Origin of the sequence: Mycolicibacterium mageritense (assembly GCF_010727475.1) — a bacterium.
Taxonomy (GTDB): domain Bacteria; phylum Actinomycetota; class Actinomycetes; order Mycobacteriales; family Mycobacteriaceae; genus Mycobacterium; species Mycobacterium mageritense.
In genome coordinates this window covers 7,607,700-7,623,117 of record NZ_AP022567.1, presented here as the reverse complement: position 1 = coordinate 7,623,117, position 15,418 = coordinate 7,607,700, and the positions used below count along the sequence as shown (strand labels likewise).

Annotated in this window: 14 protein-coding genes; 6 read left to right on the top strand and 8 right to left on the bottom strand. The window is 66.1% G+C overall.

The genetic code is table 11. The features are described from left to right. Nucleotides 1–5: 5 nt before the first annotated feature. Together ponA2 and G6N67_RS36900 are read right to left on the bottom strand one after the other, a co-directional pair. Nucleotides 6–2,465, bottom strand: coding sequence for a transglycosylase/D,D-transpeptidase PonA2 (ponA2, locus tag G6N67_RS36905; protein WP_073906088.1), 2,460 nt, complete (start codon nt 2,463–2,465; stop codon nt 6–8). Nucleotides 2,466–2,659: 194 nt separating this feature from the next. Further along, entirely contained in the window at nt 2,660–3,145 is a 486-nt protein-coding gene (locus G6N67_RS36900) for a hypothetical protein (RefSeq protein ID WP_036442972.1), read from the bottom strand. Between the two features lie 300 nt (nt 3,146–3,445). Between G6N67_RS36900 and G6N67_RS36895 the strand changes: the two genes are divergently transcribed. After that, the gene (locus G6N67_RS36895; RefSeq protein ID WP_036442975.1) at nt 3,446–3,748 is read left to right on the top strand and encodes a hypothetical protein; all 303 of its coding nucleotides are present in this window, start codon (nt 3,446–3,448) and stop codon (nt 3,746–3,748) included. Between the two features lie 62 nt (nt 3,749–3,810). Further along, nucleotides 3,811–3,951, top strand: a complete 141-nt coding sequence (locus G6N67_RS36890; protein ID WP_163642053.1) for a hypothetical protein — start codon at nt 3,811–3,813, stop codon at nt 3,949–3,951. A 29-nt stretch (nt 3,952–3,980) separates the two neighbouring features. Here the strand turns inward: G6N67_RS36890 and G6N67_RS36885 are convergent, their stop codons facing one another. Continuing rightward, nucleotides 3,981–4,541, bottom strand: a complete 561-nt coding sequence (locus G6N67_RS36885) for an RDD family protein (protein WP_163642453.1) — start codon at nt 4,539–4,541, stop codon at nt 3,981–3,983. A 75-nt stretch (nt 4,542–4,616) separates the two neighbouring features. Here G6N67_RS36885 and G6N67_RS36880 point away from each other — a divergent pair, with 75 nt between their 5' ends. Next, nucleotides 4,617–5,033: a nitroreductase/quinone reductase family protein gene (locus G6N67_RS36880; RefSeq protein WP_036443446.1), complete on the top strand. Its 417-nt coding sequence runs from the start codon at nt 4,617–4,619 to the stop codon at nt 5,031–5,033. Between the two features lie 3 nt (nt 5,034–5,036). On the opposite strand, the gene G6N67_RS36875 is transcribed toward G6N67_RS36880, so the two are convergent. Then, a complete protein-coding gene (locus G6N67_RS36875) occupies nt 5,037–6,200 on the bottom strand; it encodes an FAD-dependent monooxygenase (protein ID WP_036443449.1) in 1,164 nt (387 codons plus the stop codon). A gap of 90 nt (nt 6,201–6,290) precedes the next feature. On the opposite strand from G6N67_RS36875, the gene G6N67_RS36870 reads away from it, so the two are divergent. Further along, a complete protein-coding gene (locus tag G6N67_RS36870) occupies nt 6,291–6,863 on the top strand; it encodes a TetR/AcrR family transcriptional regulator (RefSeq protein ID WP_036442981.1) in 573 nt (190 codons plus the stop codon). Here the strand turns inward: G6N67_RS36870 and G6N67_RS36865 are convergent. The 4 genes from G6N67_RS36865 to G6N67_RS36850 all read right to left on the bottom strand — a co-directional run bounded on the left by G6N67_RS36865 (nt 6,860) and on the right by G6N67_RS36850 (nt 13,592). Continuing rightward, nucleotides 6,860–9,721, bottom strand: coding sequence for an MMPL/RND family transporter (locus tag G6N67_RS36865; RefSeq protein ID WP_036442984.1), 2,862 nt, complete (start codon nt 9,719–9,721; stop codon nt 6,860–6,862). The genes G6N67_RS36870 and G6N67_RS36865 overlap by 4 nt on opposite strands. A gap of 124 nt (nt 9,722–9,845) precedes the next feature. After that, nucleotides 9,846–10,607, bottom strand: coding sequence for an SDR family NAD(P)-dependent oxidoreductase (locus G6N67_RS36860; protein ID WP_036442987.1), 762 nt, complete (start codon nt 10,605–10,607; stop codon nt 9,846–9,848). A gap of 15 nt (nt 10,608–10,622) precedes the next feature. After that, entirely contained in the window at nt 10,623–11,636 is a 1,014-nt protein-coding gene (locus G6N67_RS36855; protein ID WP_036443450.1) for an acetamidase/formamidase family protein, read from the bottom strand. 30 nt (nt 11,637–11,666) lie between these two features. Then, the gene (locus tag G6N67_RS36850; RefSeq protein ID WP_036442990.1) at nt 11,667–13,592 is read right to left on the bottom strand and encodes an ABC transporter ATP-binding protein/permease; all 1,926 of its coding nucleotides are present in this window, start codon (nt 13,590–13,592) and stop codon (nt 11,667–11,669) included. Between the two features lie 276 nt (nt 13,593–13,868). On the opposite strand from G6N67_RS36850, the gene G6N67_RS38960 reads away from it, so the two are divergent. Further along, nucleotides 13,869–14,150, top strand: a complete 282-nt coding sequence (locus G6N67_RS38960; RefSeq protein WP_229477547.1) for an FmdB family zinc ribbon protein — start codon at nt 13,869–13,871, stop codon at nt 14,148–14,150. Nucleotides 14,151–14,160: 10 nt separating this feature from the next. Then, nucleotides 14,161–15,417 (top strand): formamidase, encoded by a 1,257-nt coding sequence (gene fmdA, locus G6N67_RS36840; RefSeq protein WP_036442996.1) that lies wholly within the window; start codon nt 14,161–14,163, stop codon nt 15,415–15,417. The last annotated feature ends 1 nt before the right edge of the window (nt 15,418 follow it).

Genomic DNA, 15,418 nt, shown 5'->3' with positions numbered 1-15,418 from the left:
CGCGGTCAGAACCCGGGCTCGCCCGGTGGCGGTGGCGGAGGCGGTGGCGGCGGTCCGATGGTGATCGGCGGCAGCCCGGGGATCATGATGACGTTGGGCGGTGGCGGCGGCTGCAGCTCGCCTGGCGGGGGCGGCGGGGCCGACGGCGGTGGAATGTAGACCGGCGGTGGGACGTAGCCGGTGCTTGTGTTGATCGTGATGATCGAGCCGGGGATGGTCTTTCCGCTCGGGGTGGTCCCGACGATCGAGCCCTTGGTGGCTTCGCTGTTCACCGGCGTCGGCTTGTCGGCGACTCGGAAACCGGCGTCCTGCAGGCGTTTACGCGCTTCGTCGAATTTCATGCCGGTCACGACGGGTACCTGGCCGCCCGGGCCGCCGTCGACATAGCGTGGGTCGGTCGGCGGCAGGGCCACGGGACCGAAGGCGTCGGCCAGCGGTTTCATCGCCGCATACCAGGTCAGGGCTGGCTCGGTACCGCCGAACAGGTCGCCGTCACCGCACTTGCGCAGCGGGTACGAGCACAGCCCCGACGGGTTCGGGGAATCGTCGAAGATGTAGTTGGCCGCGGCGTATCGGTTGGTGAAGCCGAGGAAAGCCGATGACCGGTGGGATTCGGTGGTGCCGGTCTTACCCGACATCGGCAGCGTCCAGCCCACCGAACTGGCTGCGCCGGCGGCGGTTCCGTTCGTGTGGTCCTTGCTGAGCGCATTGGCCAACGTGTTGGCGAGGCCTTCGGGCACGGCCTGTTCGCACGGGGCGGATTCCACGTTCACCTCACGGCCGTTGCGGTCGAAGATCTTGTCGATCGGGCTCGGTGGGCACCACGTGCCGCCGGAGGCCAGGGTGGCGCCCACGTTCGACAGCTCGAGCGGGTTGAGCTCGAGCGGGCCGAGTGTGAAGGATCCGATGTTCTGCCGCTTGACGTAATCGGCGATGCTCTCGTTGGGCTCGGAGCTGTAGGCGACTGCGCTGCCCGGTTCGGCATAGGATCTCAGGCCCAGCCGGACCGCCATGTCCACCGCGTTCGACACCCCGATCTGTGAGATCAGTTTGGCGAACGCGGTGTTGGGGGACTGGGCCAACGCATCGGTGACACTCAACGGACTGCTGTAGGGCCTCGCGTTCTTCACACACCAGGTCTCCTTCGGGCATCCCGGTGTGTCGCTGCTGCCGAGGCCCTTGCCCAGAAATGTCGATGGCACATCGAGTCGGGTGCTGATCCCCATCCCCATGTCGAGCGCGGCGGCGGTCGTGAAGATCTTGAATATCGAGCCTGCGCCGTCGCCGACGAGGGAGAAGGGTTGGGGGCGCACGGTCTGGTTGGCATCGAGGTCGAGTCCGTAGACGCGGCTGTCGGCCATTGCCAGCACCCGGTGTGCGTCCTTGCCCGGTGCGATCACACTCATCACGCTTGCGACCCCGGCGGCGCCAGGGTCCGCTCGCTTGTCGATCGCGGACTTGACGCTGTCCTGCACCTTCGGGTCGAGTGTGGTGCGGATCAGGTAACCGTTACGCGCGACGTCTTCGATGGTCAGCCCCGCACGCGCCAGGTATTGCAGGACGTACTCGCAGAAGAACGCGCGGTCACCGGCGGCGATGCAGCCCTGCGGCAGCGGGTCGGCCGCCGGGAGCACGCCCAGCGGAGTGGCCTTGGCGGCGGTCAGTTCGTCGGCCAGGTCGGGCAGGTAGTCGATCAGGGTGTCGAGGACGATGTTGCGTCGGGCAAGCGCGCCGTCCGGGTTGGTGTACGGGTCGAGTGCGCTGGTGGACCGGACCAGGCCGGCCAACAGGGCGGCCTGCGGCCAGGTGAGGTCTGCGGCATCGACGCCGAAGTAGGTGCGCGCGGCGTCCTGAACTCCGTAGGCGCCGTTGCCGAACGACACCAGGTTCAGGTACCGGGTCAAGATCTCCTCTTTGGGCAGTGCCTTGTCCAGGGCCAGGGCTATCCGGATCTCGCGGAGCTTGCGGGCGGGGGAGACCTCGACCGCGGCCCGACGCTCCGCGTCGGTCTTCGCCTTGACCAGAAGGTTGTAGTTCTTGACGTACTGCTGCTCGAGGGTCGACCCCCCGCGTACGTTGTCGATACCCCGCAGATAGCCGAAAAGCCCGTTGAGTGTCCCCTGTAGGTCCACTCCGTTGTGTTCGGTGAAGCGTTTGTCCTCGATCGAGACGATCGCGAGCTTCATGGTGTTGGCGATCCGATCGCTGGGCACGACCCAGCGGCGCTGCTCGTACAGCCACGCGATGGGCGTGCCCGAGGCATCGACCATCGTCGTGACGAGCGGCGCCTCGCCGCCCAGGACTTGCGCGGAGTCCTGGGCCACCGTGTCGGACAGCCGCCCCGTCAACATCCCGGCGCCGCCGACCGCGGGAAAAAGCAACACTGCCACAAGCAAACCGGCCAGCACACAGTGCATGGCCAGCTTGGCAACCGTAGCCCTGGACCGCGGGCGCGGATCGGACATGCATCAAGAGTAGGGCCTGGCCGATCTCACCGTGCGCAGATCGCCCGCGACACGTTGGGCGCGTTGCCATCTCGGCACTGCCAGGCTGACGGCCGGCGTGCCGCCCGACGGTTGCAGCGTCGGGTCGTCAGGCGAATACCCGTTTGCGGCAATAATATTCGCGGACCTGTCGCAAACCGTCCGGCGGCGCGCCGTCAGCGATCCCCGCGCGTGCAGTTGGGGTTGGCCGGCTTCGCGGCCCACGTGCACACGTCGATGTAGGTGGTGTCCTGATACCCGCCGCCGTCGAACACGCCGTACGCGCTGCCGTGGGTGCCGGTGTATGTCGCACCGCCGCCTCCGCTGCCGCCACCCGACGTGACGATGGTGGTGACCGCCCAACCCTTGCCTTCGAGAGCGGACTTGTACGCGGCCATCACGTCGTTCGGTGATCCGGTGATCTGATAGTGCATGTGGATGCCGCCGTCGGGAATGGTGTCGGGGCCGTTGGTCTGCTGGGTGTCGGCCGGCGCAGGCAGCAGTGTCACCAAGGCGTCAGGGCTCGCCGGTGCGGTCGACGACGACGCCGGTGCGGCTGTGGTGGTCGTCGCGCTCGCCGTGTCGGTGGTCGAACTGCAGCCCGACGCGGCCAGGCTGATCGCCATCGCGGCAAAGAGGAAGGTCTTGGAGTGGTGCATCATGAGCGTCCCCGTTCGTCTGGCCGCACCGTACCAACGTGATCAGCAAATTCCGGGCGAAATTGACGCGAGCAACGGGTGCTGTTTCCCTGCGCAACAAGCGGCGGCTCCTGCATCGCGGGCCGGGACGCCCAGATCCGAAGCGCGGCAGCCTCTCACAGCCGCCTGCTGGAATGGACTCAGCCACGCCATAGGGAGCGAGTTGTGACAGAGTCGTGTTCCAAATGTGACAGTAGTGGTCCAGTGTTTCCAGAGTGATTTGGGTGCATTCAGGCGCCCTATGTCAGATCGGGGAGCAACGACATGTCCGCATACGCCACCATCGGCCGGATGGTCGGGTACACCGCGCTGGGTGTCGCAGGCGCGGTGGCGGTTCTGACGCTGGGCACCGGACTGGCCGCGGGCGCGCCTCGCGCACCGCTCGCCGCTGACGACCCGGCGCCCGCAGTGCCGTTCGACCCCGGAGCCTTGATCAATGCCATCAACGACTACGCGTCTCTCCTGTCATTGCTGACCGGAGGCCACGGCGCGCAGACGGGGCTGCCGGCGACCAACAGTGCCCCCACCGTCACAGACCCCTACCCGATGCTTCCCGGGTTGCCGTGAACTTGGCGCCCTCGGGCGTCGTGTATCCGACATCGGACGATCAGAAGAATGGAGTGACAACCGTGAACATGAGCCGGACGTTCGACACGCGAACCGCGCGGATCGCCCTTCTGCTGATCCGCCGCCCCATCAAGAGCCGGCGTTATCCGGAGAACGAGGAGCGCCTGGTGACACCCGAGGAAGCGGCGCTCCTCGACCGGTAGCCCGTCGTTCCGGGTAACCGCTCGGTCTGTCAGTGGACACGGCGCAAGACGTAGGTGCCGCCGGCGAGTCGATCGTGAAAGCCTTGGTGAGTGGGGCTTTTCGCGATGGAGATACCGATGGCGGCGTAGGCGACCAGCCCGACGAGGCTCAGCAGGTTGTCGACCCACTCTTGCCCGGTGACCGAATTCATGACGGCCATGACCGTGATGAGGTTGCGGATGGCTGCGGAGGCTATGGAGGGCGGACCAAGCGCATCGGATGCGCGCACCCGAAGCCTCAGCAACATCATGCCGGGTGATGCTCCGGCCTTGGCCTGCCACAGTGCGAGCCACGCAATCATCACACCGCTCGTGAGCAGGTACACGAAGACGCCGGTCACCCACCCGGATCTGCCTGGATCCGACAGGTAGTCGAAATAGTCAACGCCACCGCCGTGGGCGACGACGACCAGCCCGAGCACGAGCATTATCGGCACGATCCCGATCACGCTGTCGATCAGCGTGCCGAACAATCGGATCCAAGCACCCGCGTACTCGTACCCCGCGGGTGCGGAGGGCACCATGCGTGCGGAATCGCGATCTGTAGCCAACGTACTTTCCCCCTGGTCCAGGTCGGACAAAGATCCAGTGTGCACCGTGACGGTTACGAAGGGCACCATGAAGCCATGACTGATCGAGCCGAGCGCGAGTTCAACGAACGCAACATCGAGGAGTTCCGGGCCAACGGGGGCAAGGTCGGTGGCCAGTTCGAAGGCTTCCCGTTGCTGCTGCTCACGTCCAAGGGCGCCAAGAGCGGCGCGCAGCGCGTCAATCCCGTGGCGTATTTCGACATCGACGGGAAGATCTACGTGGTCGGCTCGTCGGCGGGTCGCGACCGGGATCCGGCCTGGGCCTACAACCTTCGGGCGCATCCCGAGGTCACCGTGGAGATCGGTGCCGACGCACCCAGATCCGTGACTGCGCGTGAACTTCCACGCGACGAGCGCGACCGGGTCTACGAGGTGATCACGCAGCGCGCCCCCGGTTTCGCGGAGTACGAGACGCGGACCGACCGGGTGATCCCGGTGTTCGAATTGGCTTGATGCTCAGGCCGCGATCGCGGTCTCGGCCACCTGCTCGGCGTCGTGGGTGTTGATGGCGACGCTGTCGAGGATGCTCTGCAGTTGCCCGGCCTGATCGACCGGGGTCAGCCCGGTCGACCGGTAGATTCGCCCTGCGGCGCGGGCCTGGCTGCGGACATGACCGGTGCGGCCCATGCGAAGCTGCTCGTAGCGGCGCAGCCGGGCCGGGAGGTCGGCGGGCCGCGCATCGCGCAGGAGCACCGCGAGCGTCATCGCGTCTTCGATTGCCTGGTTGGCGCCTTGACCGAGGTGCGGCGTCACGGCGTGGGCGCTGTCGCCGAGCAGCGTGATTCGATCGGTGGACCACCGATCCAAGGGTTCGCGGTCGTAGATGCCCCACCGGAAGGTGGAATCCATCGCGTCGATGACCGCTGAAATCGTCGGATCCCAGCCGCGATAGGCGGCCGCGAGTTCGGCGACATCGCCCGGCGCGGTCCAGGATTCGGCAACGGTCAGGTTGGTGGGGACGAACGCGACGATGTTGAGCAGCCGGCCGGCCGACACGGGATAGGCCAGGAAGCTCTGTCGCGGGCCCAGCCACATCGAGCTGGCGTGCATGTCGATGGTCGCGCTCACCCGCTCGGCCGGGATCAGGCCACGGTAGGCCATGATTCCTTCGCTGACGGGTTCGGCGGGGCTGGTCACCTTGCCCTGCAGACGGGAGTGAATACCGTCGGCGCCGACCACGAGGTCGGTGTCGGTCGTTGTGCCGTCGGCGAATTGGACCCGAACCCCGGCACGGTGCTCGACGGCGTCGACGCACGAGCGGCCCAACTGCAGGGCGTCGGCCGGCAGCGCCTCGGCAAGCACCTTCTGGAAATCACCGCGGTGCAGGAACCACGTCCTGGCCGGATCGCCGAACGACAGGGTCGACGGTTCACCGGCGATCGGCTGAGCCTGCCAAGTACGGAACTGATAGTGGGTCACCGGCCCGGCAACCGCGGCGACCGCGTCCCCGAGGCCGAGCCGGGTCAGGATCCGCGAACCGTTGGTCGCGATGGCGACTCCGGCGCCGAGCGCCTTGAGCTCGTGGGCCTGTTCGTAGACGGTGGCTTCGATGCCGTTGGCGCGCAGCGCGATGGCGGCGGTCAACCCGCCGATTCCGGCGCCGACGACGGCAACCCGCAGACCGGTCATGAATCCTTCTCCTTCCATCGCAATAAGCGTACCGATCGATACAATTTTGACTATAAGCGTACCGATCGGTACGGTCAAGGCGTGGCCCGCACTGCAGATCCCGCCAAACGAGAAGAGTTGCTCAAGGCGGTCGTGGCCTATCTCGAACAGCACGGCATCGGCGACATGTCGTTGGCGCCGATGGCGCAGGCGCTCGGCACCAGCAAGCGCATGCTGCTGTATTACTTCGGCGACCGCGCCGAATTGCTGGCGCAGGCCCTCGACGCCAGCCGACCCGAGTTGGGTGAGATGTTCAGCAGTGTCACCACCCCGGACCAGTTCGCCGACGCGGCACACACGATGTGGCGCGAACTGACTCGCGGGGGTGAGCGCCGCAACGTGCGGCTACTGCTGCAAGTCCTCAGCCTGGCGGTCACCGATCCCGAGACCTATGGGGCATCGGCCAGGGACGCGGTCGAGGTCATGATCGACCCGATCGCGGAATCACTGGGAGCCGTGGGCTTTTCCGCTGACGACGCGAGGGCGCGCGCGACGCTGGTCGTGTCGGGGCTGCGCGGGCTGTGCCAGGACGTGCTGGTCACACGGGACCGGGCGCGCGTCGACGCGGCTGCCGAACTCCTGATCGACGCGGTGGTGAGAACCTCACGAGCCTAGGAGCGCGACCGCTCCAAGGCGCGGGCGACGACACCGCGCGCGGGCCGGGTCCGAACCAGCTGTGGCCACCAGAACCACCGGCCCATGAGCGCCGCGATCGACGGCGTCATGAACGACCGGATCACCAGGGTGTCGAACAGCAGGCCGAGGCCGATCGTCGAACCCACCTGGGCGACCACGGTCATCTCACTGACCACCATCGACATCATGGTGAACGCGAACACCAGACCGGCCGCGGTCACCACCGACCCGCTGCCGCCCATGGCCCGGATGATGCCGGTGTTGATGCCCGCCGGCAGTTCCTCTTTGAGTCGAGCGACCAACAGCAGGTTGTAGTCCGCGCCCACCGCGAGCAGCACGATCACCGCCATGGCCATCACCATGAAGTGCAACTCGATGCCGAGCAGGTGCTGCCACACCAGGACCGACAGCCCGAACGACGTGCCGAGCGACACCAGCACCGTCCCGACGATCACGGCCGCGGCCACCAGGCTGCGCGTGATGATCAGCATGATGATGAAAATCAGTGACAGCGCCGAGATCCCGGCGATGATCAGGTCGTAGTTGTTGCCTTCCTGCATGTCCTTGAAGGCCGCCGCGGTGCCGCCGACGTAGATCTTGGAGCCCTCCCACGGGGTGTTCTTCATGGCCTCCTTGGCGGCCAGTTTGATGCCGTCGATCAGCTTGATGCCCTCGGGCGTCAGCGGGTCACCATCGTGGGAAATGATGAACCGCACGGCTTTTCCGTCCGGCGAGATGAAGCTCTTCATGCCGCGTTTGAAGTCGGCGTTGTTGAAGATCTCGGGCGGCAGGTAGAACGTGTCGTCGTTCTTCGAATCGTTGAACGCCTCACCCATGGCCGTCTGGCCGTCCTGCATCGCCGCCATCTGGTCCTGCAGACCCTTCTGGGTCTGGTACATGGTCAGCATCATCGTCTTCATGCTCCGCATGGTTTCGATCTGCGGACCCATCAATGCCGCCATCTGCGGCATCAGCTCGTCGAGCCGGTGCATGTCGGGCATCAGCTGCTCGATGCTCTCGGTCATGGTGTCGACACCGTCGAGCCCGTCGAACACCGACCGCATCGACTGGCACACCGGGATGTCGAAGCAGTGCGGCTCCCAGTACAGGTAGTTGCGCAGCGGACGCAGGAAGTCGTCGAAATCGGAGATGTGGTCCCGCAGTTCTTTGACGTCGGCCACCATCACGTCCATCTTGCCGACCATGCTGTGCGTGATCGAGCTCATCTCCTGCATCAGCGCGATCATCCGGTCCATCGTGTCGATGGTGGTCTGCATGTCGTCGGCCTGCAGCAGCATGTCGTCCGCGCGGTCGGTGAGGTACTTGCGGTTCATGGTCTGCATGACCCCGCCCATGCTCATCTGCGCCGGGATGGTGCTGAACTCCAGCGGCTCGCCCTGCGGCCGGGTGATGGCCTGAACGCTGCCGATGCCGGGCACGCGGAACACGGCCTTGGCGATCTTGTCGATCACCAGGAAGTCGGCCGAATTACGGATGTCGTGGTCGGTTTCGATGAGCAGCAGCTCGGGATTCATGCGGGCGGGGGAGAAGTGCCGTTCGGCGGCGGCGTAGCCCGCGTTGGCGGGCAGGTCGGGAGGCAGATAGTTGCGGTCGTTGTAGTTGGTGCGGTAGCCCGGCAGGGTCAGCAAGCCGACCAGTGACAGCAGGATGGTCGACAGCAGCACGGGCCCGGGCCAGCGGACCACGAACGCCCCGAGCCGGCGCCAACCGCGGATCCGCATGGCGCGTTTGGGCTCAAGCACTTTGCCGAACCGGCTCGCGACGGTGATCAGGGCCGGCCCGAGCGTGAGCGCGGCGAACACCGCGACCACCATGCCCACGGCCATCGGGATGCCGAGCGACTGGAAATAGGGCAGTCGCGTGAAGTGCAGGCAGAACGTCGCACCGGCGATCGTCATGCCGGAACCCAGCACCACATGCGCGGTGCCGCCGAACATCGTGTAGTACGCCTGTTCTCGGTCCTCGCCGTTGCCGCGGGCCTCCTGGTATCGGCCGATGAGGAAGATCGCGTAATCGGTGGCCGCGGCTATCGCGAGGGTGACCAGCAGCTGCGTCGCGAACGTCGAGAGCCCGATGAGGTTGTGGTAACCCAGGAATGCCACCACGCCGCGGGCCGCCGAGAGCTGCATGACCACCATGACGAGCACGATGATCACGGTGATGATCGACCGGTACACCAGCAGCAGCATCGTGATGATGACCGCGAACGTGACCATCTCGATGATCTGCACGCTGCGGTCGCCCGCGATCTGCTGATCGGCGGCGAGCGCTGTCGGGCCGGTCACGAAGACTTTGACGCCTGGCGGCGGGCTCAGCCCTTTGACGAGGTTCTGGACCGACTCAACGGATTCGTTGGCCAGTGCCTCGCCCATGTTGCCCGCGAGATACACCTGTACATACGCGGCCTGGCCGTCATTGCTCTGCGCCCCGGCCTCGGTGAGCGGATCGCCCCAGAAATCCTGGACGTGCTCGACGTGCTTGGTGTCGGCTTCGAGCTTGTCGACCATGTCGTTGTAGAACAGGTGCGCGTCGTCGCCGAGTGGCTTGTCGCCCTCCAGCACGATCATCGCCGAGCTGTCGGAGTGGAACTCGTCGAAAACCTTGCCGACGCGCTTCATCGCAATGACCGACGGCGCATCGGACGGGCTCATCGACACCGAACGCATCTGGCCCACGACCTCGAGCTGCGGCACGGTGGCGTTGAGCACGCCGATCAGCGCGATCCAGCCGATGATCACCAGGATCGCGTAGCGGCGGATCCACCGAGCAATCCCCGAGCGCTTGGCGGTCGCGGGGACATCGTTGGAATCGGCCATCAGGAACCCTTGGTGGTCGGTCGGTGGATCGCGATGCCGCAGTCATGCAGTGCCGCTCGTCGTGCCACCGTCTTACCAGACGGGACTGACGTGCGGGGCGCCAGCCTCGGTGACGCCCACCCACTCAGAACTGCACGCCGCGCGTCAGCGCGCCGTCGACCAGGAGATTCGTTCCGGTGATGAAGCTGGCAGCCGAACTGCTCAAGAACACCACGGCGTTGGCCACCTCCTGGGGTGTGGCCATGCGGCCGGTGGGGTTGAGGGCCAGGGCCGCCGCGAACAACTCGGGGTTTTTCTCCTCGATCGTGGGCCAGACGCCGCCAGGGAAGTAGGTGTTTCCCGGGCTGACCGAGTTCGCTCGGACTCCCTTACCCGCGTAGTTGTAGGCCAGGCCCTGCGTGTAGTGGATGATGGCGGCCTTGAACGTCCCATACGGCCCCGACGCGAAGTCGATCTCGCGGCCCGAAACGCTCGAGATCGTCACGATGGAACCGGCGCCGCTGTCCAGCAGATGCGGCAGCGCCGCGTCGACCAGGCTGACCGTGCCCATGAGGTCGACCTCGAAGCTCGTCCGCCACGCCTCGGTGCTCTCGGGGATGGCCAGCGCGCTGACGTTCGCGACGACACCGTCCAGACCGCCGAACTCTTCAGCGGTCCGCGACACCCACCCGGCCACGGCGGCCGCGTCGCTCACGTCGACCGCGCTGCCGACGACGGTCGCGCCGCCTGCGGCCAGCTCGGTCTGGGTTTCGGCGACCGCGTCAGGGGTGCGGGCGCAGTAGGCCACCGCCGCGCCCTCGGCCAGCAGGCCTTCGACCACGGCCCGGCCGATCCCGCGTGTGCCGCCGGTGACCGCGAAGCGTTTGCCCGTCAATCCGAGATCCATGATGTGCCTTTCCGGTCAGTAGGAGATCGAGCCGAGGGCGCGCGCGGCGCTGCGCAACTCGTCGTGGACGCCGCCGTACGCGGGGGCCGCGGGCAGCAGCCGTTTGTCGATCTTGGTGACCGAGCTGTAGTTGGTGTCGACGACGTTGGCGAGCGGTGCCAGGGAGATCTGGGTGAGCAGTTGGTAGGCGTCGAGGCGGTCCAGGCCGTACAGCTCGCCGAGCCACGTGATCATCTCGACCTGACCCGCGCGCCACGCCTCCTCCAGCGGGCGCCCCGAGCCGATGGTCATCAGGTGCGTGTCGTTCTCCAGCCGCGGCCAGGCCGGGCCACCGCCCTTGATGAGTTCGACGATCGCGGTGACATTCATCGCGCCTTCCACCGCGGTGCCGCACGACTCGCCCTCACCCTGCCGGTAATGGCCGTCGCCCAGCGAGAAGAGCGCGCCTTCCACGTTGACCCGCAGATAACAGGTGGCGCCCGCCACCATCTCGGGCGTGTCCATGTTGCCGCCGAATGCCTCGGGCACCAGCGAGCTGCGCACCTCGCGCCGGGCCGGAGCAACACCGACGGTGCCGAGCATCGGATTGGCGGGCAGCGCCACCTCGAAGTTGCTGCCGCGCGCGGAGAATCCGACTGTGCGTGCGGCCGAGTCGTATTCGTAGATCCACGTGCGCTCCGTGAGCGGATTCTGCAGCGTGGGGCTGGCCGGCGTGCTGGTGAGCCCGCCGAAGAACGGAATGGTGGTCGACGCGCCCCAGCTGCGCGCAGGGGTCAGGTCGACGAAGTGGATTGCCAGGGTGTCGCCCGGCTCGGCGCCCTCGATCCAGAACGGTCCGGTCTGCGGATTGAGATCTTCGGTGTCCAGCGCGACGGTCGCGACGGAGTCGACGCTCGTGATGCGGCCGCCGTAGGCGTCCTCGGCCCACAACGTCAAAACGGTTCCCGGCCGGATGCGCATGACAGGCTCGGCGCCGCCGAACGTGTAGTGCAGCTGCTCGACGGTGGGGATGAAGGTGATGTGGTCCATGGCAGCCATCTTGTCGGACATATGGCCCGGCTACACGGAAACCGGCTCTGTGTCGTCGATTCGGCCGAGTCGCCACCGCCCGTCACCGAGCAGTTCGAGCCGTTGCTCGTGGTGGCGGTTGACCGTGCTGCGGTGGGTGACGCTGATGAACACCGTGTCGGGAAGTTCGCGCCGGACCAGCGCGTAGATCATGAACTCCAATGGTTCGTCCAATGCCGACGTGGCTTCGTCGAGAAACACCGCCTTGGGTTTCGTCAACAGCACGCGGGCGAACGCGACGCGTTGCTGCTCGCCGGGGGACAGCACCTTGGCCCAGTCGTCGACTTCGTCGAGCCGGTCGACGTAGCGGGGCAGCGCCACGGCGAGCAGCGCATCGCGCAGCACGCGGTCGGGAAGGTCGCCGGGTTGGTGCGGATACGACACCACGGTGCGCAGGTCGCCGAGCGGAACGTAGGGCAGCTGGGACAGGAACAGCGTCTCGTTGTCGCCCAGCGGGCAGCGCATGGTGCCCGACGTGTAGGGCCACAGCTGGGCCATACTGCGCAGCAATGTGGTTTTCCCTGTTCCCGATTCGCCCGTGATGATCATCGCCTCGCCGGTGCCGAGACTCAGACTCAGGTCGCGGATCAACTGTTCGCCTGCCGGGTTGCGCACCTCGACGCGGTCGAGTTCGACCACGCTGCCCAGGCTTTCGGCGATGGCGAGCTGGGGCAGAGCTCGGCTCTGTGTGTCGGCGGTGACCAGGCCGTGCAGGCGCATGATCGACGCGCGGTAACCGGCGAACGTGTCGTAGGAGTTGCGGAAGAACGACAACGCGTCCTGGATCGCGCCGAACGCCGTCACCGACTGCGTGACCGCGCCCAGTTGGATCTGGCCGGCGAACAGCCGCGGTGCCTGCAGAAGCCAGGGCAACGGAATGATGATGTGGTTCATCGACAGGTTCCACCCGGTGAACACCAGGGTCCGGTTGACGAAGCGCTTGTAGTTGGCGACGACCGAGGCGAACCGTTGCCGCAGCTGACCGCGTTCGGCCTTTTCGCCGCGGTACAGCGCGATCGACTCGGCGGCGTCGCGCAGCCGTACCAAGGCATACCGGAACGCGGCGTTGAATTTCTCGTTGTTGAACGACAACCGGATGAGCGGGCGGCCGAGCGCGAACGCGATCACGGTCGCGAACGCGACGTAGACGAACACCGACCAGAAAAGGGCACGCGGGATGTCGATGCCGAACACGCTCAACTCCCCCGAGAGGTTCCACAGGATCGACGTGAACGAGATCACCGACACGATCGCCGAGATCGCACCGAAAGGCAGTGTGCCGTTGCTGGTTTGGTGTGGCGTGTTCGGCTGCGGCCCGGACAGCGCGGTGAACACGTCGATGTCGGACTGGATGCGCTGATCCGGGTTGTCGATGGTCTGGTCGATGAACCGGTTCCGGTAGTAGGCGCGGCCGTCGAGCCAGTCGCCCGTGAGCCGATCGGTGAGCCACGTCCGCCAGGCCAGCATGAAGCGCTGCGTCATGAACAGGTCGACCAGCACTCGCGTCACCAAGATGGCCGCGAGCAGGCAGAAGGTCAGCAGCGACACCCAAAAGCCGTGTATCCCAGATTCTTTCACTGTGTCGTTGCCGGTCGCGAAGCCCTGCACCGCGATCTGGGCCGCCGAGTACAGATCGTTGCTCTGATAGCTGAACAGCACCGAAAGGCGCACACCGATGATCACCGAAAGCAGCATCGCGCCCAGCACCGCCCAGACCTTGACGCTGTGCGCGCCGGTGAAATACGCACCCGTCACGGCCCAGAACTGCCGGCCCCACGTGGTGTAACGGGCCAGCAGTGTCAGCACCGCGAGCGTGCACACCGCGGCGATGGTCCATGCCTGCGCGAGCCACCACAGTGAATGCAGCGCTTCGGCGCCCCAGTCGATCGAGGGGATGAACGGCTTGAGATCGTTCACAAGAAACCGGCTCCTCGTTTGCCGTCAGGTCTCGCGTGAAGCTACCGCACCGCCTCGCGGGGGCGGGTGGGTGTGCACGGCTCCCGGTGTTGACTCTGCAATGAGGGTGTGGGTTTCTCGCACTTTTGCGCCCTGGACGCAGCGTCAAGCGGGCGGAGCATCCAGACATAACAGTTCCAGATGGAAGTTTTTTCTCGAACTGGCCCGCACGAAGCGGAAGTCATAGGTAATGTTGCATGTGTCCACACCGCTCGGTGATAGCGAGGAAACCTGTTGGTGCTCTATGCGTTTCGATGCAATTCCGGTTGTGGCACCACGAATCAGCGGTATCCGATGGATTCCCGCCCTGACGTGATCGACTGCCCGGAATGCGGCGGCACGGCCCGCCGGACGATTTCGTCTCCCAACCTCGGTCGCGCCGACAAGTCGGCCATGGCGCTGCAGGACGCGACCCGAGCCACAGCCGACCGCCCGGCGGTCGTCAGCACACCGTCGTCGCCGACGCGTCGGCAAAAAGTCACCACCAACCCGCTTCATCAAAAATTGCCCCGCCCCTGAAGGAGGATCAATGCCCGAGGTTGTGTTCCCGCTCGATTCGACCAAGAAGTTCACCGATCAGGAGAAGCTGGGCCACAACCGGTGGCACCCCGACATCCCGGCCGCGGTGACCGTCAAGAAGGGCGATTCGTTCCGCGTGCACTGCCGGGAATGGTTCGACGGTGCCATCGTCAACGACGATTCCGCCGACGACATTCTCAACGCGCCGCTCACCACGGTGCACGTGCTGTCCGGGCCGATCGCGGTCGAGGGGGCCAAACCCGGCGACCTGCTGATCGTGGACATCCTCGATGTCGGCCCGATCCCGCAAGAGGATTCGGGCCCGTTGGCCGGCCAGGGGTGGGGTTACACCGGGATCTTCCCCAAGCTCAACGGCGGCGGATTCCTCACCGACCAGTTTCCCGATGCGTACAAGGCGATCTGGGACTTCTCGGGTCAGAAGGCGACATCGCGCCACGTGCCCCACGTCGAGTTCACGGGCATCGTGCACCCGGGCCTGATGGGAACGGCGCCGTCGACGGGGCTGCTGGCAAAGTGGAACACCCGTGAGGCTGCCCTGATCGCGACCGACCCGGACCGGGTGCCGCCGCTCGCGCTGCCGCCCGAACCGCAGGACGCGATCCTCGGCGGCCTGACGGGCGATGCCTTCACCAAGGCCGCAGGCGAAGCGGCCCGCACCGCGCCGCCGCGGGAGAACGGTGGCAATCAGGACATCAAGAACCTGACCAAGGGCAGCCGGATCTTCTACCCGGTGTACGTCGACGGCGCGAACCTGTCGGTGGGCGATCTGCACTTCTCACAGGGCGACGGTGAGATCACGTTCTGCGGCGCGATCGAGATGGGTGGCTTCATCGATCTGCGGGTGGACGTGATCCCGGGCGGCATGGAGACCTACGGGGTGAGCGAGAACGCCATATTCATGCCCGGAAACACTGATCCGCAGTACTCCGAGTGGCTGGCCTTCTCGGGCACGTCGGTCACGCTCGACGGTGAGCAGCGCTACCTCGACTCGCACCTGTCCTACCAGCGAGCCTGCCTGCATGCCATCGATTACCTCACAAAGTTCGGCTACAGCCCTGAGCAGGCGTATCTGCTGCTCGGCGCCGCACCGATCGAGGGCCGGCTATCTGGCGTCGTGGACATACCCAATGCTTGTGCGACGGTGTACATCCCGACAGCAATCTTCGACTTCCCGGTGGCGCCGTCGGCGGCCGGGCCGGTGAAGATCGATCCGGGCATCGGCGCGCCGCACTCGGCGTTCGACTGAC